Source organism: Rhizobium brockwellii (assembly GCF_000769405.2).
GTDB lineage: Bacteria > Pseudomonadota > Alphaproteobacteria > Rhizobiales > Rhizobiaceae > Rhizobium > Rhizobium brockwellii.
In genome coordinates, this window is record NZ_CP053445.1 from 1 (window position 1) to 19,015 (window position 19,015).

Sequence of the window (19,015 nt, forward strand, 5' to 3'; positions counted from 1 at the left end):
ATGAACGTGAAAATGGCCGCTTCGGAGAAAGTGTCGAGTTTCGCAGATATTATCCTCGCGCAGGGCGGAGATATATCCTCGAAACTCGACATGCTGCGGCGCGAGAAATTCCCGCCCAACGCACAGAAGTCGCTTCGCCAATTCTCATTAGCGGAAGTCGCGGACTTTGTCGGCGTTTCACAGAGCTATCTCAAGAAACTGCACCTCCAGGGAAAGGGTGTCGAGCCAAGCACCACCTCGACCGGCCGACGCTACTACACAGCAGATCAGGTGAACGAGCTTCGCCAACTTCTTGATCGGGTTCCGCACCGGCAGGCTGATGAGAAACTGCAGGTTATTGCAGTCGTCAACTTCAAAGGCGGCTCGGGTAAGACCACGACCTCGGCTCACCTCGCACAGTTTCTGGCGCTAAAGGGCTACCGGGTTCTAGCTGTCGATCTCGACCCTCAGGCATCGTTGACTGCGCTTTATGGCATTCAGCCAGAGTTGGACGAAAAAAAGTCCTTCTACGAAGCGCTGCGCTACGACGACGGACGCAAGTCCATCAAGGACGTTATCCAGCCTACCAATTTCCCAAACCTCGATGTAGTGCCAGCCAATCTCGAACTGCAAGAGTATGAGTACGACACACCGATTGCTATGCAGCGAAAAGATTCGACTGCCGGCAAGATGTTCTACACCCGTATCGGCGACGCGTTGGCAGAAGTCGACTATCGCTACGATGTTGTTGTTGTCGACTGCCCTCCCCAGCTTGGTTATCTGACGCTCACGGCGCTGACGGCAGCAACATCGGTCCTCATCACGGTGCACCCGCAGATGCTCGACATTATGTCGATGTCCCAATTCCTGCTCATGCTGGGCGAGATCCTAAAAAGTGTCGAAGGCGTCGGCGTCGACGTATCCCTGGACTGGTTCCGCTATCTGGTCACGCGGTACGAGCCAACCGATATACCGCAGCAACAAATGGTCGGTTTCATGCAGTCGATGTTTGCTGAGCACATGATGAAAAATCATATGGTCAAATCCACTGCCGTTTCCGACGCAGGTCTGACTAAGCAGAGCCTTTATGAGGTCGAGCGCGCTCAGTTTACGGCCGCGACATATGACCGAGCCCGTGAGTCGATGGACGCCGTCAATAACGAAGTTATCGAGCAACTTCAGAAGGCATGGGGGCGTCGCAATGCATAACCCGTTGTCAGCCGTACAAACTGCGACTTTCCGCAGCGATATCAGGAAGATGACCAAACCCGGAGTGTGGGTCCATGGCTCGTAAGGACATTTTTGCGAACATAACGTCTCCCGCGAACGCGGGTATAGAGCGTAAGGCAACGCCTGGATACGCCACCCATGGTGCTTCGAGGTCAATGATCAGCTCCTTGAGCGAGCTTCGAGACAAGGTTGAACAGGCTGCGCAACAGGTTCCAGGCGAGACTATCATCGAGCTCGATCCCGAGGCGTTGGAATCCTCTTTCGTCTCAGACCGGATGGGAATCGATGATGTCGCTTACGCCGAGCTCCTCGAAGCGATCCGCGAGCGGGGACAAGACACGCCGATACAGGTCCGCCCTCACCCGACGGCTGAAGGTCGCTACCAAATCGTCTTCGGGCATCGTCGCGCGCGCGCGGCCAAAGATCTCGGACGCCCGGTCCGCGCTGTCGTAAAGGCAATCTCAGACGCAGATCACGTGATCGCCCAAGGTCAGGAAAATTCGGCGCGAGAAAACCTGTCTTTTATCGAACGCGCAATGTTCGCGCAGCGATTGGTCGAATTGGCCTACGAACGGGCGACAATCCAGGCCGCCCTCTCCGTGGATGCGCCGATGTTGACCCGGATGCTGTCGGTATCAGGTCGCGTACCAGCTGAAATCGCGAATGCGATTGGCGCGGCAAAGTCCGTCGGCCGTGATCGGTGGACTGAGTTGGCGCAGCAGATCGAAAGACCGACAACGCTTGAACTGGCCCGGATCCTAGTCAACGATCAAGCATTCCTTTCTCTCGAATCAGACGCTCGTTTCGAGTTTCTAGCTAGAGGCATCAAGAAGGCAACGAAGCCTTCGAAGCGGCCAAGCAATGCGAGCGAATGGCGCGCAGATGATTCCAGTGTACGGGCAGAGTTTAAGGGAAGCGGGAAAAGCTACTCTATCGCACTGAAGGCGAACGACGCGGCAAGGTTTGGTCGGTTCATCGCCGAAAACCTCGGTCGTTTTCATCAGGAGTTTCTAAAATCAACTGAAACAGAAGGAAAATAGCGGCAAAAGAAAAAGGCCCCCAAACGTCGCCGTCGTGGAAGCCTTCCTCATGTCTAAGCAGCCTGAGAATCGCATTTCCATGAATCGCAGTCAAGAGTCTTTGGCGCCAGTTTGGTGAGCGGATTTCCTTTGCCTTTAGAAAGGTGAGAGGAAAATGCAAATAGGAAATGTTACGACGCCATTCGGGCGGCGGCCGATGACGCTTGCCTTGGTGAAGGCTCAGCTTTCGACGGCAAACATCAAGGCGGGTAAGTCCGTCGACAAGTGGAAAGTTTATCGCAGCGCATGCGAGGCAAGAACGATACTTGGTCTGCGTGACCGTGCCCTTGCTGTCTTGAATGCCTTGCTGACATTTTACCCAGAGCAGGAGCTGAGTGAAGAGAGCAATCTCGTCGTCTTTCCATCGAACGCGCAGCTGGCGATCCGAGCGAACGGGATCGCAGGAACGACGCTACGCGAAAACCTTGCCATTCTTGTCGAGGCTGGGCTTATCCAGCGGAATGACAGTCCGAACGGCAAACGTTACGCTCGGAAAGGAAACGACGGTGCGATCGAAACTGCATACGGTTTCAGCCTCGCGCCGCTCCTTGCCCGGGCAGAAGAACTTGCAATCATGGCTCACCAGGTCGCCGAGGAGAGCCGGCGGCTGCGCGTCATCAAAGAGCGCATCACGATAACCCGCCGAGATGTCCGGAAGCTCATCAGCGCTGCGGTGGAGGAAGGCGCCGCAGGAAATTGGCAAGCTGTCGAAGACGCTCTCGTATCCGCGATTGCAAGTATCAAAACGGCAAAGACTGCAGCGGCCCTCGAAGCTTGCCTCGACGAACTGACGTTGTTAAGCGAGGAAGCTATCAACATGTTGGAAAACCAGCTTATCTCGACAGAATCCGGCACCAATGATAGCGGAAACCGTCATCACATACAGAATTCAAATACCGAATCCTTAAATGAACTTGAACCTGGCTCTCGAAACGACCAGGACGAGGGAATGGCGCCAAAACGGAGATCAGCTGCCGAACCGATAAAGGCTTTCCCGTTGGGTATGGTGCTGCGGGCTTGCCCACAGATATCGGATTACGCAACAGGTGGCACAATCTCGCATTGGCGGGAGCTGATGACCGCCGCAGTGGTGGTGCGAACCACACTCGGGGTCAGCCCGTCAGCCTACCAGGAGGCCTGTGAAGCGATGGGACCCGAGAACGCTGCGGTCGCGATGGCTTGCGTTCTGGAGCGGGCCGGGCACATTAGTTCGCCCGGCGGATATCTGCGCGATCTGACTAGGCGAGCGGAAAGAGGTGAGTTCTCACTCGGGCCTATGCTTATGGCGCTTCTTCGGACGCATGAGCTAGGTGGACGCAAGTCCGCATGACAGATTTTGGTTAGGAAGTTCAGGAGGGTTTACAAAACCCGCCGTAAGATTTTCAGTTGTCAACCGTACAAACAGGTATTTTCGTAAGTGATTACAATAAGATGATGCGTCGCCGTACTCGAGTGGCTATCGTAGGCGTCGCGACATTATCGCTCCGGTTGGAAACCAGCGCCGGAGCCAACTTCGAAACTCACCGCGTCAAAGTTGTCTTTGCGATCCATATTGGCATATGCCTCCTCTACAAATATGTTTGACTAGGGCACTATCGCAGCGGGGGCTGATGGATCACGGCTTTAACACAAGGCATTTTGCGCTTCTTGCGGAGCTGAGCGGTCAGGTGCGGCGAGACGGAGATGTTCGCCAGGATGCTGCGTACGCTGAACTCGTTCAGGCATATGAAGCAACAGCCGAGTGGGCGCATGCTCTGCAGCGCAAGTTGTTTCCCGAAGGGGTTGTTCGTAAGCTTTCAAAGCCGACTGATCAATGGCGACAGAAATTCAAGCCCTATACCTGGACCCGGGTCTATCCGCGGCAGAACGCAACCAGACATCTCGCTTACACGGTAGGGATAGACGCCGAGGGGTTCTGCGTAAAAATCGATACCGTGAGCGCTCCAGACTCCGTTCGCTCCATCTACGATCAGCTGAGTCGCTACGATCACCGCCTTTCACCATTTGCCAGCATCGCGTCACCTCAACTCGGTTTGTCTTGGACGCTCGATCAGCTGGTCGACTGGAGCATAGAGGCTATCGGCCGTTTCGAACCTGGTTACGATGAGATTTCGCGCAGATTGGGTCTCGCCACCGGGGCATTGCATCTAGTGACGAACAAGGAAATGTCGCGGAGGTCATTCGATTACTGGCGCAGTGCAATCGTTGAGAATGCAGATGGCTCAGGACCAGTTCCAAGAATAGTGCAACAAGACGTTTGGTTCGTTGAGCGAGACGGCGAGGGCGGCGCCGAGATAAAGGCGGGCCTTGATCCTCTTGGCAGCGAGTGGGCAGTGGAGCTCAATGCTCCACCGGAGCCAGGGAACTACAATCGCCTGACTGCAATGGCGACAGACGAGACTGGTGGGCTGCATCTGCTGCGTCAGGGTTGGTTGCGCGGAAGGCGTCCTGCATCCGATATCCGCGTCCCGGAGTTTATCTCATCGACTGGCTTGAAGCCTGTATCGGTCGTTGCGGAAGGAAAAGCAGCCGAGCGGAGCTGGTTTCTTGTCGCAGATCTGAGCGATCCGCCGGCGCGTATTCGTCGGACAACCGCGGCCTTCGTTGAATTGTGTTGGGCGGCCCGTACACCGGTGCAAACCCAAGCTGAAGGAGAGGGTACGGGCGCACGCATTGGAGGGACTGAGAGTGATCAACCCTATCTGTTGCCTGCTCGACCAGCCTTAGATCCGCGGATCGTTGAGCAGATGCACGGTAGGGTATGGCAAACCCTCGCTACAGCTCTATCGGCGAAAAAAGTCGGCTATCGGAAATGGCGCCGAGCAGGAGGCTTCTCCATCGATATGGAGGTCGCCCGTGAGAATGGGTGGCCCCTACTCATTGAAATAAAGACTGGGTGCAGCACGTCTGATGTGCATACAGCGGTCGGTCAGCTCATGCTATACCGAAAACTTTTTCCAAACCTGTCGGGTCACAAGCCGGTGCTGTTGATCGACGCAATACTGTCCGGCGCCATTGCCTCGGCGGTCGCAGCCCTTAATATCGAGGTTCATCAATATCAATGGACAGGCGAGGGTGATGCCAGATCGCCTATTTTTTCTAACGCATTTCGCGAACTATGCGGTCTCGTCTAGAAGAACGGAGTTGGATCGTAAACACGATGGACTGCAAACCCATTTTCGCTAGGCTAATCCGCCTCGGGACGCTGTCGTTTCGTGGGCAAGCGAGGTCATGACCCTAACGCCTCCACCACCTGAGACGGGCGATGCTGGGATAGACAAGTTCCACGCGGCGGCCAAATTGTTTGAAGGCTCCCTTCGAAACAGGTCGCAGCGCGAATTCTACCGCAAAGATCTCACCAGATGGCAGAAGCTTTATAGTACGCTCGCAGGCCAACGTGGGCCCAGCTCTCCTGCTTCAGCGCATTTTGCACGGTTGGCGCAAACGTGCGCGGCTTTGCTGGTTGAATTCGGGGCCGAAGCCCAGCCAAGGAAGCGAGCTCCTCTAGCGGCAGCGCTCGTGCCGCTGACGTATCCCCACTTTTCAAAAAACATCACACATCGGATCCACTTTGTAGAGGGGACCGGCATTCGACGGCAGCGAGCCGTAGAGTTCTCAGGCTACGCTACGGACGTGTTTCGACAGACGTCTGGACGCAACCGAGTCTTAGTTTCTGTCGGCTTCAATAAGGATGAGGTCCTTCTCTTCACTCGGCTCGTCGAAGCGATCGGAGACTTGGCGCGAGGCGATTATGAGGCTGCCGGATTCGACATTGGGTACGAACCGCGCCCGGCTGGAGTGCTTGAAGGGGAAGCTTGGAGTGCCAATCCCCTCGACCCTAGCCTTCCAATCGCACGGATCTGGGCGGACAATCAGATTGCCATGGGTTATGGGCTTAGCGCACGCCTACTAGGCGACCAGTGGCGCGGCTTCGAAGGCGCGGGGTTGCCCCATGACATGCCTCGCTCCGATGGCAACATCTTTGATCCTGATCCAATCTGGCAGCGCGTCCTCGAGCATACCGAAGCGGACCGACTAGACGATGCGCTGGAGTTGGTCGAGACAGTTCATGGCCGCGACCGAGAGGTGCTCTTTGATGAGGTTATCTATCTTCGGTATCTGACCGGGTCGACGCTGCAAGCACAAGATATCCGCTTGTTAGCCCGAAAGTATGCAGCCACCTCGATTCTCGCGGACCGGCTTCTGGAAGAGTTTGAGACGTTCCTTGAGATAATCCAAGCTCAATTCGATCTTAATCCCCCGGTCCTGCAGGATCTGACGAGGCTGCGGCCTGACTTTGGCACGGGAATGCTTCCCCAGATGCGCCCCGCCTCCGACTGGGCGGGGTACCGCCGTTACATGGCGCAATTCTCGAACCCCGGCGCTCAGCGCGGACGCCTATTTTCAATCAACATCGGGGCCGCCGACATGGGCGCCTCAGTCTTTTTTGCCGAAACTTTTGTGGCGGCGGAGAATGCATTTCGTCGAGAGCGAGCCATTCCTGAAATAGGACGCGGATGGGTGTCAGAGACAGCGCTCTTTGATCTCGTTCGGTCGATTTGGCCGTCGGCTGTCCATCAATGGAGGCCGCCCTTTCTAGGTTTTCAGTCAATCGATATTCACGTGCCCGAACTTTCGCTCGCGATCGAGTATCAGGGCTTGCAGCACTACGAGCCGGTGGCTCTTTTTGGTGGACAGGAAGGATTGGATCTCACCCGAGCACGTGATGAAAGGAAACGGCTCATCCTGCAGCGCCACGGTGTTCGCTTGCTCGAATGGCGGTTCGATGTCCCGATCACGAGAGCGGCGTTGGTTAGCCAGCTTTCCTCGCTCAATGTCGAGATCACTGACCCGAAGAGATAAGGATCTCCGATACCGAGCTTTCAGAATGTAATCAGCTAGGCCTTACCGATGCGATGAAGCTCGTTTCGGAACCACGCTTTATAGCCTCCTGTGGCCGCCGCGATCTCTTCGTCGAGGTCGATCTCGGAGACATCGAAATCGTCTGGAAGAGAAAAGCGCAACTGGTGTCTGAGGAGCACGGCGACCAGATAATCGTAGCCTACGTTATGGTCCTCGTGGAACTCGATTGCGAAGAGTCCAAACTGTGTGCGTATCAACGGGTCGAGAACCGAGTAAACAAACTCTAGCGCTAGCCGGCTTGGATCCTGCTCACCATCTGGCGCGCAAAAATGCTGGATGGAATTACGAGCCTTCCTCAGGCGTTCAAACAGGACGGCATCTGGTATGGAAAGGCCCGTTATCGCCTTCAGCACGTCGGGCAACTTTTCGAAATTATGCGTCTTACCGTTGGAGAGCAGCGCGGCGATCTCGCTCGGATTCGTTGGGATCGCCGCCGGATCGACTTTCGCAAATACCAGCAGCGGGTCCACCTTTGCGATCATAGCCTTGATAAATAGTTCGCCGGCGTGCGCCGCGTTTAGGACGGACATGAGCCCCCAGTGCTCGTTGCCCGGATCAAGAAAAGCGGCATGCATGTTTGCCTGGCGAAGCGCCGACTCAGCGAGCCCTAAAATACGGTCTGGGATCTGGGTTAACTGAGATTGAATCGGTACAGCGCTCATTCTTGCATTTCCTGCATCTGTTGGCTTAGGTCGAATCTCTCTGTTGCCAATTGTGACTAGTAAATTTTCATGTTTACCGCTGGGTCGGACCGAAGTTACAACAAGTCATCGGCGTAACGTCAGATGACACCGTGCCACTTCTTTTATAGATTGCCAATTATGAGCCCGACAGACATCCGTAATTTCCTGATAGGCAGAGAAGCTGTCCTGGTTCATTTCTCCACGGTTATGGCAAGAGACCCAACCAGGTACTTCCCCGATGACATGAAGAATGCGATGTCGCTCACAGGGGTCGGTTTGTCCTTTTCGACAATCCAAAAAGGGGACACTTTCGACCCTCTGGATAGCGGGAAAGGAGGAGCCGAAGGTGCGGTCGGTATACTCGCGGATGTAGCTCCAATAACCCAAGTCCTCAGAGTGCACCCGAGCGACATGGGAAGTTTAGTTATGGGTGGAACCGCGTCAGGACTTGGCGTGGCGCCATCACCTCAAGCGTGTGCGGATAGCATTGATCGGCGGCAGCGAAGTAACGAGTGGCTGGTTCAAGACTATAACGTCGTTGGTATCTTTATCTTACAGCCTCTGCTTGTGCGAATACCCGTTCCCGGGACCGTGCCGGTGATCTACGCCGAGTCTCTGACTACGATAGATGATGTGGTCGACGTTTGCTTCCCTCAACACCGCGTCTTCAGTGTTAACCATGGGTCCTTTATTGAGTTCGACCGCGCATCGCTCTCCTGGGTCGCGGTTGCGATCCGGGACATTTACGCATGAATCTTGAAGGCTCGCTGTAAGATGGCAAAAAATGGACTAGGCAAAGATCGGGGTGTCATAGATCCTCATGGAGAAATCGATTTCGGCACCATCGACCACGAACAATTTGAAGAACTGTGCTACGAGTTAGTTGAAGCGGTTGGCTATCGTAACCTGGAATGGAGGCGCGGCGGTGCCGATAGCGGCCGGGATATCCAAGGCACACGCTCAGTCGACACTGGTTTGTTCACTGAGTTTGATGAATCGTGGTTCTTCGAATGCAAGCATCACTCAAAGGGTGTCAGGCCAGAGCTGCTGGCCTCGAAGTTTATCCATGCCCTGGCCGAGAACCCCCGACATCTTGTCTTCTTCATCAGCTCATACCCGACGACGGCCGCAAAGCGTTGGATTGAGGGCATCACACAGAGATCCACTTTTAAAATTCATGTCGTTGATGGAAAACAACTTAAAGAGATACTTCGGCGCCATCCGGCCATAGTTGAAAAGTATTTTAGTAGTAAACTCCAATCCGTAGCGACGGCAGCGCGGCGGTCTTGGCACCTCCGTGATCTGGTGCCTTCGGTACCCACGCTAGTCGGATTTGTGGAGGACGAAGAGTTCTCAAAATTGAAGGCAATCGATAGGGCACTGATTTTTCTATGGACCAGGCGGACGTTTAATGACTTCGAACCCGAGGACGTCGTGTGGCGGCCAATGGTCTCAGAAATGGCGGAATTGAAAAACACTTCGATTCCAATATGGCGCTCATGCGAGAAGGTCAGTATCTTCGAGCAAAAATTTGACATGAATGGTCATTCCTTAGTCGCAGCTGCGTTGAAGCTGACTAAAGGCAATGCTTCCGTCATTGGAAACTACTGTTACGAAAGTTACGATGACGTTGGCGTCGAAGTGTTTGTTGAGCAGGCCAGCTTGGATTTCTACGTTCGATATGTTGGAGTAGGCGCCGACCAAGAATTCAAGCAGATAATTGAATGGCTTTTACCAAGAGAAGAGCGTTCTGTATTATAGGGTTCTAAAGCATCCGTGCCGCGCGACCGCTCCGCCGCGTGGCATTGTTATAATAGCTGGATGCTTGTTGAACAGAGCGATGACGAGATTGCTCCATGGCTTCCGGCAGTGGAATCCCACGGTTGGCGGCCTCTGTCAGATACCCCGACCTTAGCCCATGAGCGGAAAACTCCCCCGGCTCCAACCCGGCCATCTCAGCCCGCTGCTTGAGGATCGCGTTGACCGACTGCGGATCGATCGCCCGCCGCGATACAGTTCCCCAGCGTCCGATCGCCCGAAACACGCTTCCGCTCTCGATCTTGGCTGCCGCCATCCAGGCATTTAGCGCCTCCACCGGCCGGCCGGTCAGATAGACGACATCGTCCTGTTCCCCGGAGGTTGTTTTCGTGCGGCCGAGATGGATGGCGAGAGAGGGGAGGGGGGTGCCGTTTTCGACTGGGATCGGTGGCTCGACGGTCAGCTGCTCGCGGCGCAGCCCGGCGACCTCGCTGCGCCTCCGGCCGCCGGACGCAAACGCTACCATCAGGATTGCCCGGTCACGGAGATCGCGCAGGCTGTCGGTCGCGCAGGTCGACAGCAGTTTTGCCAGGACGTCACCGGTGACCGCCTTGGCGCTCTTGCGACCCCGCGTCCGGGGGACGGCGCGAACCGAAAGGCGGATGGCCGATTTCAGGGCAGGGGAGGCGAAGGCGCCATCAAGGCCGCGCCATTTGGTCAGGGTCGACCAATTCGCCAGCCGCCGGCGCACCGTCGCTGGCGCGTGCGGGCCGACGGATTTCAGAAACCCTTGGCTTCGGAGGTTTTCGTCGACGTCGGCCGGCATGCCGTGATTGGCATCCGTTTCGCGGCGTTGCGGGTCCCAGAGATGATGGGCGACGAATTTCAGCAGGAGCGCTCCGGGCGCGGGCCAAGGCAGGGATTTTTCGGTCGCCGCCAGCCCCCAGGCTTCGAGGTAGGCGAGATCGGAGGTGAGGGCGCGCAGTGTGTTGTCGCCCATGCCCTGGTTGACGAGATGGCGCAGCGTCTCGATGTCCTGGTCAGTGAGAAGTTCAGCGAGTTCGTCGCGGCGCTCCATGGGGAGCACGGAAGCGATGGTGTTGAGTTCTTCAGCGCGGCGCTCGACGGCGTTCAGTGGTGTCTTGGGTTTGGCCACGGAGGCTCCTAAAGGACGGTAAAGCGGCCTCCAGGGCCATGATTTGCCCGATTCTTTCTGATTTGCGACTAGAGATCAACTACCATCGATAAACAGTTGTTATCGATGCCTACGACCTCAACCAGCAATCATACGATGTAGCGAACCGCAATATTTGAATAGAGTTCCTATAACAAATCATTTACCATTATTTCAATGGCTTACGATCTTACCAAAATCATCATGACTGCCCTGATGAGACCGACTTTTGACGCCGGTGTCGCTCTCGCGCGTCTGGACGAGCGTATCGCCCGCTCGCCGGCTGGTGCGGGCTGGATTGAGCGCATGCAGTACGTCGATGCCTGTGCATCCCTGTGGATCGACGGCGAACTCGTCCATCTCGAAGACCTTGTCCTCCACGACGCTACCCGGGATATTCGCACGCCCAGCCATGAGCTGACAATCGCCCGCGACGTCTTGCGCACCCGTCGGCGCATCGCTGCCCAACCCGCTGGCTGGGCGCTATCGACGGACGGAATCCGCTCGCTGCGGAAAATTTCCGAGATCGGGTCGGGGGGCGGGGACGAGGCGACGACGGCCGGAGTTATTCGGCCGGCGGTCGCGATCGCCGAATGGGAGGGGGAAGATGTCGACGAAATCGAAAATCTCCCCGGCGTCGATTATGCCGCCATCGATGCGGTGCTGGCCCGATCGGGGGCTGCGATCGAGAGTGCTAAACGACCCGGCAGTGCGAGCGTTCAAGAAAAGGATCCAATGATTTACGATCTCGACTGGGACGAGGATGCCCGGCTCGACGAATGGCGCGGCGTACTGCGGCAGGCTCAAGACCTGCCGGCGGTGCTACAGGCGATCGTCGCCGTCGATGCTTGGAACGAGCTTTCCGTGCTTCAGCATGCGCACTGGCTCGGCCGGCTGCTGGCCGCGTCGATATTGCGCCAGGCCGGCGTCACCACCGGCACCCATCTCGCCGCCATCAACCTCGGACTAAAAACCATTCCCGTCGATCGGCGCCGGCATCGTGATCGGGAGACCCGGTTGCTCGCCATTGCTCACGGCCTGATCGCAGCCGCCGAGATTGGCTTGAAAGAGCATGACCGGCTGACGCTGGCGAAGACAATGATGGACCGAAAGCTGGAAGGGCGCCGGACGTCTTCAAAACTGCCGGAACTGGTCGAGCTGGTGATGGCGAAACCGCTCGTGTCGGCCGGGATGGTGGCGAAGGCGCTCAAGGTGACGCCGCAGGCGGCGCGGCGGATTGTTTTGGAGCTGGGTCTGCGGGAGATGACGGGGAGGGGGAGGTTTCGGGCATGGGGGATATCATAGACGGAAGGGCGTACGGACTTTACAAAGGTTGACACCGCAGCTTCCGATGGGGACTGCCGGTGCGTAAACCACAGCAGTCCCCTGATACTGAATGACCGCGATTGGAGTAGACGGTTAGTGCTAAATCACAGGAAGTTTTTAAGTAGCGCTGCTATTGCGGCAATCTTCGTGCCTATTCCGGCCACGTGTCCAACACCTGACTCTATGGATTTCAGCGCTTTATTGACACCCTCATGATCAATCTGAGGAGCCTCAACGCCTTTTTTTACGGCTTCTAGGTTACTTGAGACGGCAGTTGCCTCAATCTCACGAGAGCTAATCGCGTCGCTAATCCTCGCGGAAAGCTCGTCAGTCATCCTGATCAAGTCGTGACGGATGTTGGCCTGTTGAACTCTTTGGTCTTGCCCAATTATGCTGCCAACCTGTGCGGAGTCATTGAGCACGTTGAATTGGCCATTGCCCTTGTTTTCATATTTGTTGGTCACGGTCCGATCTCCGAAGTATAAATTGTTGACGCTATTGTCGATGTTGTAGATGGTTGTTGGAGGCGGTTCTTTACCGGCCATTCCCATCAATGCTTTTGCCAGTGTGGGTCTGGTCCGGATGTTGTCCAGTGCCATTCTAAGCTGATCAATCTCATCCTTTGTGGTTTCTTCCAGCACCGCGTAGCCCAGGTCGTACAGCTCGTCTCCAGCAATTTTAGCTGAACTGACTCCCATCCGCTTTATTCGCTTCAAGGTGCGGTTCATAAAGAACTGAAGCTGATCCGCTTCGCTGCTGTCTGGATCCGGGGAGATCGCACCAGAAATCAAAGCCCTCAAGGTGTGCCTAAGGCATTCGATCTCTGCCCACATCCGCGTCAGAAAGATTCGGATATTACGTGCTTGCTCGGCAGCATTTGCGGAATAGAGAGTATAAAATACCGGTATATCGACCCCTTTGTGACGGAATTTCCAATAATATACGCGGACCGTCGCATCAGAGTGCCTAAAACCTTTGCGTTGATCGAGGAGCTCCACTGGAACTTGGAATTCGCGACAGTACGGCGGTACGCCGCTGGCACTACGAGACCGCTGCTCGACGTATACGATCGGCCTCCCGGCGATGACGTGCTTCGAAAACTTCTCAACGTTGTCTTTATAGGGTGGCGCGCAGCTAGCACTCAGGTATTTCTGGGCTACAATCTTGCCCGTCTCAGCAAGAGCAAATGTGCTGCCGTCACCGAACTTTGGAATCTTTGTCGGCCGTGTCATCATTTGCTCAACGATGCGGTTGACGTTTCCTGTTTGTCCACGACGCAACTTTATTTTATAGCCGATTTCGAGCTTCGCCAGAGCTAGGTCGTCGTGGAAAAGTGATTTTGTTACACCCCAAACGCGCCATGTATCTGTGCCAAAGGTTCTATCGACCAGACCCTCCGGGAACGTGACTGCGTTTCGTGCCCTGCAGATGATGCCCTCGCCGACCCACCCCGTCAGACCGCCAAGATACCGATTTCTCAGCCCGCCAAAAGTTCTAAGGAACTCTACATCTGGCTCAGGAACTAGCCAATTTGGCTTCGACAGCCGCGCCTGTGTTTGAACAAATGGTCGCAAATCCGCGATAGGTATTTGAAATAGACAAAGCATCAGCACTCCACAAAATAATAGCCCTGCTCGATCAACGAGCAGGGCTCGATTGCAAAGCCGGGAATTGAACCCGGGCACTTAACCTTGTTAGGGTTACGCTGCACCATTCAGCTTCAATGCATAAACGTCGAGGCCAATCAATCGCCGCCCAGACGACTGAAATGGTGGAGCGAAATCAGTTGTTTGTCAACCATCGCAAGTTGTTCATATCGACGATTTATTAGATATCTCGCATGCAGCTATCACCGCAGAGCGACAAAGTGTCAAAGTATAGTAGACACTTTATTCCAACATGCTGAGCCTCAGTTCTGTAGTTCAAACGATGGCGAACTTTGGTGTCTTTTTGCATCCAATCGTGCAAAGTGACAGGTGTTGGCAAAGCCACTGGTGTCGGGGGGATGATTGTGAAAGACCTTGCCGTCACGCCGCGGGATACACTGGATCGTCGAGGAGCTAGGATTGCGGGAGACCACGGGGAGGGGGAGGTAACGTGCATGGGCGGTCATCTAAACAACCAGTTGCGGTAACCGCTCCGGCATTTCAAGTCGGCGAAGTAGTGGAGCTTCGGGCGGTTCTAGTATAACTCCAGAGTTGCAACCCCGCGCCGAGACATCATGCATAAGCAAGCGCCACCAAATGCCACACTGAACAAATGGCTTACCAGCTATCCTACGTCGACGAAGGGCTATGGTCATATCCTGCTGGAACAGATCGTTCCCGGCGACGCAACTATACGAGAGGGGCTACGTCCCTATTTCGAATCCGCGCATTCGGATGCACGTGAGTACTTCCACAACTATGCAGGGATGAGCCTCCATCCGGATGCAGGGGCTCCGGGATTCAACGCGAAATATCCAAACTGCCTTCCCCCGAAGGCAAGGCGAGGCGTGTTCGGAGAGGTGATGTCGGGGTTGATGACCGAGGCGCTGGACTTCGTCGGCCATCACCAGTGGGTCGTCCCGGTCTTTCTCTTCCGCAACCAGGAAGACGCAAGGCAGTATATCTATGTTCTGTCGCGTGACCCCCTTCGCACAAGAGAGATTCTTGGCCGCAAGGGCGACGACTTCATCGGCATCGTCGTCAACGAGGACGGCTCGGTCAGCCGTTTCATTGCCGGCGAAGCCAAATGGCGCAAGCAATGGATCCCGTCCGTTCTCGACGAGGTCATGCTTGGCAAGAAGGTCGAGGTGCCGAAAAAGTCCGGTAACCTTGTCCATGATGGCAAGGGTGTCTGGTTCGAGATCAACCGAGCCCTCGATGTGCCGATTGGCGTCAAACAGCTGCAGGACATCCTCCAGGAGTTGGCGCCCGATGAATACGCCGACGTTATCCTCTCCCTGGACAGGATCCAGCAGTTGGAAAATCCGGCACCATCCCAGCGTACCGATCTTGTTCTCCTGGTTGGGGGCAGCGCCGCCGCGCGTAGCGCGGGACAACCGCTGCTAGAACGTGGAAACAAACCCGTCCAGCACCAGAAGAACAGAGACCTTCAAGTCGTAGAAATCATCTTGTCCGACGGCGATGCACTGATCGACGCGCTCTATGACAGTCTGTGGACCTGAGGGACATTCATGCCGATCACCGATCCAGAACGCATAGCAATCGCAACACGGACTCGGAACGCCATCGGCCAGGATCAGCTCCTGACACCGAGGCAGGCGAGGGCTTTCGTCAGGGCGATACAGACCACATGGGATGTGGAGACCATCCATTGGTCGCAAAACGATTCCGCAGAAACCTTGGCGGAGGCCTACAGGCTCATCCATGCCGGCGGGGTGCTTCAGTCGGTCGCGGGCGGAAACCAGATGGACGCGAGCCTTGCTTTCCGCCGGGCCGGCGAGCTGTTCGAATGGCTGGCCCGTTCGAACGATAGTCTAGCTGAAGTCGTGCCGCTGGCACTGTTTGCGGCGGGATCCTACCAGCTGGGCGGGTTGCCTGCGATGGCAGCGGGGCTTTTACGGCAGGTAAAGTCGAATGACGACGGCATTCTCCTCTTCGCCGACTTCCTCAGCGCCGATTTCGACCGCGTGCTTGAAAGGGTTGCCGTCTTCTGGAACGCCAATCCTCAAGCGACCGTGCCGGACGCGTCCAACGCGTTTTTCAAGGAAGATATAGACTCCGATCTCGCGTGGTTGACGACGCTCGAGCTGATCAGGTCGGTCGGCCTCGCGGCTGACAGCCTGCGCCGGGGCCAGTTCGACAGGCTGGAAGCTGCAATGACGCACCTTCGCCAGGTCGAACGCTTTCTAGTGCGCCTCGCCCCCGAAGATGTCGCGACGCTGGCTTTCTTCATCCGGTCCGCCTGCGAGCGTTATGCCAAGGCGACTATCTATCAGCCTCTTCGGCGATTGGCCGCAATGCGTCCGGGGCATCTGGACTATTTGGACGGTTTTGCCAGGCGGCAATATGCCAGAGGACGCGGGGTGCTCTGGCAATCACAACATCAGGGCATCGAGCGGCTGCTACAAAACTCCTCCTTCGCCCTGTGCACGCCAACCGGATCGGGAAAAACGCTCGTCGCAAATCTGGCAATCGTAAAAGAGCTGCTTTTGCAGGGCGACGGCCATCTGGCGCCGCTTGCCCTCTATATCGTTCCCTCTCGCGCGCTTGCTGGCGAGGTCGAGTCAAAACTCACCGGCGAGCTCGGCCGCGAATTCATCGTCACTGGGCTCTACGGCGGCGCCGACTGGGGCATCACCGATGCATGGCTCACAGCCGATACGCCGACCGTGCTTATTGCCACCGTCGAAAAGGCCGATGCGCTGATGCGCTATCTTGGACCCATGCTACTTGCGCGGTTGAAGCTCCTCTTGGTGGATGAGGCCCACCAAGTCGTCATTGAAAATACGGTTTATGCCCAGGAAGCACTGGCGGGACATACCAGCCGCGCGGCGCGGCTCGAGGCCTTCATTTCCAGGCTTTTGGCCCGCAAGCCAGATGTGGTCAGGATTGCCCTAACGGCCGTCGCGGGCGGGGCAGCGGGCCCGGTCGCTCGATGGATCGAAGGGAATTCGACCGCTGAGGCGGTCGGGTCCTATTACCGCAGCACGAGGCAGGCGATCGGCACATTCGAAGTACGCCCAGGCGCTGCCCCGGAAATCCTCTTCGACATGCTCAATGACCGCGTTCTCGCGGTGAGAGGCAGAGATGCGAATGTCTATATGCGACTTCGAATTGCGCCGATGCCACAGGCACCGGCGGTGGTCAGGGGTAGCCTCAACCACAATACGCAATTGGCGGTCTTGTGGACGGCGCTTCACCTGACCGATAGTGACCGGCGTATCCTCGTCTCTGTGTCACAAAGCCCAGAGGACACTATCAAATGGTATGCAGACGCTTTTGCGTTAAACGGGTGGGACGCGGCGCCCGCTTTCGTGCCGCCGGCGGAAAGCCCGGACGTTGAGCTGTTTAAGTCTGCAAGAATGGTCTGCGCCGACTATTGCGGCCAGGATTCCCACGAGTTGAAATTACTTGAGAGGGGGATAGCGACCAACCACGGTCAGATGCCGCAGCGCCTCAGGCGCATGATGGTTGCCCTGATCGAGCGTTCGATCTGCCGGATAACCGTGGCAACGGCCACTTTGACCGAAGGCGTCAACCTGCCCTTTGATCTGATCTTCTTGCCGTCGGTGATGAGAAGCTCCTTCGATGTCGCCACGCGAACGCGAACCGAACATCCGATGTCAACGGCGGAGTTTCGCAATCTCGCCGGCCGCGCCGGCCGCCCTGGCGCCGCCAAGGGAATGGAAGGGATGACACTCGTTGCGCTTCCTGTGGCGGAATCAACCACGGCTCCAGGTCAGCGCCAGACGCAGCGTAATCAGATCGGCGCGCGTCGGGCGGAATACGACAATCTCCTTGGAGGTTTGATTGCGGATGCTGCAGGCGGCGGCGAACATCACAGTCCGCTCGCGGTGCTGATGCGTTCGATATGGCAGCGATCGTTGCAGCTCGGCCTCGTGACTTCTGCCGACTTTTTGAACTGGCTGGAAGGTGCTGTGCCGCAGGAACTGTCCGGCGAGGCCGGGACCGCCTCGCCTTCCGCGACAGCTCGACTAGCAGATAGTATCGACGAGCTGGATGGCATCATCTTGTCCGCGATCGAAGAGCTGCAGGCAATCGACCCGGTCCAGTTGACACAAGCGCAGATCGAGGCGGCTTTAGCCAAGGTTTGGCAGAACACCTTCGCCAGGGTGGCCTCGGCCTATGAGAACTGGATGGAAGTAGCCTTCATCCAGAGGGGCAGAGGTCTGGTCGCGACGGTATATCCCGACGCGTCGGAGCGAAGGGTGCTCTACAGCTTCGGCTATACACCTTGCATTGGCCTGCGCTTTCGCCCCGCGGCAGAAAAATTGCTGGACATATTACACTATGCCGATGGCTATGGCGGCATGCAGGACGACGATCGCATGGCCTTGTTCCGGCAGATGGGCGATGTCATCGCCGACGACCGGGGTTTTGGCTTTGCCGTGCGCGACACGGTGATCGGTCGCGCGCTTTACGCCCGATGGCACGAGGTTCTGGCATGGTGGATGTCTGCTAATGATGCTCCACAGCCGCCAACCGACGATCTTCGCGCGTGGCAGACCTTCGTCGCGGATAATCTAGAATTCCGTCTTGCGGTTGCCATCGGCGCCGCCGTTGCCCAGCGCTGGACTGAAGAAAACCCCGATCCTTTCGCGACCCCTGCCCTCAACACGTGGAAAGAAACGGCCGATCTCCCGTGGTTCGCCTTCTGGGCAAAGGAATTGCTGCGCTGGGGGACACTCGATCCGTTTGTGGCGTTCGCCTTGTCGCAGGGCATTGCCCGCTCCCGCGATGACGCCATCCCGCTAAAACAGGACTTCCTGGATTGGATGGACGACCGCGAAGGGCCTGTGGGAGGCGCCGAGGATCTGATCGATCCGCGGAATTTCCTCGAGTGGTCGCGCAGCAGGCGAAAAAGCCCGACCGACCGAGTGGTAACCCGATCGCTGCAAGCCGGTCTGTCCGGCACTACCGGCGCAAACGGAAAATACTCCGTCATCCCTATCCGGGTTGCCGATGGCCTACGCTGGATCGATCCGGCCGGCTTCGAACTGGCGGTGTCGACAGACAGTCCGACCATGCTAGGCCCTGACATGTACGGCCAAGATTTCGATCTCCTGACCGGCAAGGGGACCGAGATTGTGAGAGCGTTTTAGGTCGAGATTCAAAGGTCGGCGCATTGTCGACACGCCGATATCCCTTCACCGGGATGGGCGGTGATCACAAGAA

12 protein-coding genes and 1 tRNA gene are annotated in these 19,015 nt (G+C 56.6%); 9 read left to right on the forward strand and 4 right to left on the reverse strand.

Translation table 11 applies throughout. From position 1 onward, the window contains the following. From repA to RLCC275e_RS33595, 5 genes are all read left to right on the forward strand, one after another. Positions 1 to 1,188, forward strand: coding sequence for a plasmid partitioning protein RepA (gene repA, locus RLCC275e_RS33575; RefSeq protein WP_033184400.1), 1,188 nt, complete (start codon positions 1 to 3; stop codon positions 1,186 to 1,188). Positions 1,189 to 1,262: 74 nt separating this feature from the next. Continuing rightward, complete coding sequence (gene repB / locus RLCC275e_RS33580; RefSeq protein WP_033184399.1) at positions 1,263 to 2,249, forward strand: plasmid partitioning protein RepB; 987 nt, start codon at positions 1,263 to 1,265, stop codon at positions 2,247 to 2,249. A gap of 154 nt (positions 2,250 to 2,403) precedes the next feature. Beyond that, on the forward strand, positions 2,404 to 3,618 hold the full coding sequence (gene repC, locus RLCC275e_RS33585; RefSeq protein WP_033184398.1) for a plasmid replication protein RepC: 1,215 nt from the start codon (positions 2,404 to 2,406) through the stop codon (positions 3,616 to 3,618). Positions 3,619 to 3,898: 280 nt separating this feature from the next. Further along, positions 3,899 to 5,422: a hypothetical protein gene (locus RLCC275e_RS33590; protein WP_033184397.1), complete on the forward strand. Its 1,524-nt coding sequence runs from the start codon at positions 3,899 to 3,901 to the stop codon at positions 5,420 to 5,422. Between the two features lie 97 nt (positions 5,423 to 5,519). Then, on the forward strand, positions 5,520 to 7,151 hold the full coding sequence (locus RLCC275e_RS33595) for a hypothetical protein (RefSeq protein ID WP_050516871.1): 1,632 nt from the start codon (positions 5,520 to 5,522) through the stop codon (positions 7,149 to 7,151). Positions 7,152 to 7,186: 35 nt separating this feature from the next. Here RLCC275e_RS33595 and RLCC275e_RS33600 read toward each other — a convergent pair whose 3' ends face one another. Continuing rightward, on the reverse strand, positions 7,187 to 7,873 hold the full coding sequence (locus RLCC275e_RS33600) for a hypothetical protein (RefSeq protein WP_033184396.1): 687 nt from the start codon (positions 7,871 to 7,873) through the stop codon (positions 7,187 to 7,189). A 795-nt stretch (positions 7,874 to 8,668) separates the two neighbouring features. Between RLCC275e_RS33600 and RLCC275e_RS33605 the strand changes: the two genes are divergently transcribed. Continuing rightward, positions 8,669 to 9,655: a restriction endonuclease gene (locus tag RLCC275e_RS33605; protein WP_033184394.1), complete on the forward strand. Its 987-nt coding sequence runs from the start codon at positions 8,669 to 8,671 to the stop codon at positions 9,653 to 9,655. A gap of 4 nt (positions 9,656 to 9,659) precedes the next feature. Here RLCC275e_RS33605 and RLCC275e_RS33610 read toward each other — a convergent pair whose 3' ends face one another. Further along, positions 9,660 to 10,808: a site-specific integrase gene (locus RLCC275e_RS33610; protein WP_033184393.1), complete on the reverse strand. Its 1,149-nt coding sequence runs from the start codon at positions 10,806 to 10,808 to the stop codon at positions 9,660 to 9,662. A 186-nt stretch (positions 10,809 to 10,994) separates the two neighbouring features. Here RLCC275e_RS33610 and RLCC275e_RS33615 point away from each other — a divergent pair, with 186 nt between their 5' ends. After that, a complete protein-coding gene (locus RLCC275e_RS33615) occupies positions 10,995 to 12,131 on the forward strand; it encodes an RHE_PE00001 family protein (protein WP_033184392.1) in 1,137 nt (378 codons plus the stop codon). 125 nt (positions 12,132 to 12,256) lie between these two features. Here RLCC275e_RS33615 and RLCC275e_RS33620 read toward each other — a convergent pair whose 3' ends face one another. Next, positions 12,257 to 13,759, reverse strand: a complete 1,503-nt coding sequence (locus tag RLCC275e_RS33620) for a hypothetical protein (protein ID WP_033184391.1) — start codon at positions 13,757 to 13,759, stop codon at positions 12,257 to 12,259. A 49-nt stretch (positions 13,760 to 13,808) separates the two neighbouring features. After that, positions 13,809 to 13,880, reverse strand: a tRNA-Val gene (locus RLCC275e_RS33625). A 493-nt stretch (positions 13,881 to 14,373) separates the two neighbouring features. Here RLCC275e_RS33625 and RLCC275e_RS33635 point away from each other — a divergent pair. Both RLCC275e_RS33635 and RLCC275e_RS33640 read left to right on the forward strand, forming a co-directional pair. Continuing rightward, entirely contained in the window at positions 14,374 to 15,321 is a 948-nt protein-coding gene (locus RLCC275e_RS33635) for a hypothetical protein (RefSeq protein ID WP_033184390.1), read from the forward strand. A gap of 243 nt (positions 15,322 to 15,564) precedes the next feature. Further along, positions 15,565 to 18,942: a DEAD/DEAH box helicase gene (locus tag RLCC275e_RS33640; RefSeq protein WP_171891378.1), complete on the forward strand. Its 3,378-nt coding sequence runs from the start codon at positions 15,565 to 15,567 to the stop codon at positions 18,940 to 18,942. Positions 18,943 to 19,015: the final 73 nt, after the last annotated feature.

Bases quoted from the DNA above. Each gene is read 5' to 3' on its own strand.
- RLCC275e_RS33605 (WP_033184394.1), top strand. From the start codon at position 8,669: ATGGCAAAAAATGGACTAGGCAAAGATCGGGGTGTCATAGATCCTCAT.
- RLCC275e_RS33640 (WP_171891378.1), top strand. From the start codon at position 15,565: ATGGACGCGAGCCTTGCTTTCCGCCGGGCCGGCGAGCTGTTCGAATGG.
- RLCC275e_RS33595 (WP_050516871.1), top strand. From the start codon at position 5,520: ATGACCCTAACGCCTCCACCACCTGAGACGGGCGATGCTGGGATAGAC.
- RLCC275e_RS33620 (WP_033184391.1), bottom strand. From the start codon at position 13,759: ATGCTTTGTCTATTTCAAATACCTATCGCGGATTTGCGACCATTTGTT.
- repA (WP_033184400.1), top strand. From the start codon at position 1: ATGAACGTGAAAATGGCCGCTTCGGAGAAAGTGTCGAGTTTCGCAGAT.
- repC (WP_033184398.1), top strand. From the start codon at position 2,404: ATGCAAATAGGAAATGTTACGACGCCATTCGGGCGGCGGCCGATGACG.
- RLCC275e_RS33590 (WP_033184397.1), top strand. From the start codon at position 3,899: ATGGATCACGGCTTTAACACAAGGCATTTTGCGCTTCTTGCGGAGCTG.
- RLCC275e_RS33600 (WP_033184396.1), bottom strand. From the start codon at position 7,873: ATGAGCGCTGTACCGATTCAATCTCAGTTAACCCAGATCCCAGACCGT.
- RLCC275e_RS33635 (WP_033184390.1), top strand. From the start codon at position 14,374: ATGCATAAGCAAGCGCCACCAAATGCCACACTGAACAAATGGCTTACC.
- repB (WP_033184399.1), top strand. From the start codon at position 1,263: ATGGCTCGTAAGGACATTTTTGCGAACATAACGTCTCCCGCGAACGCG.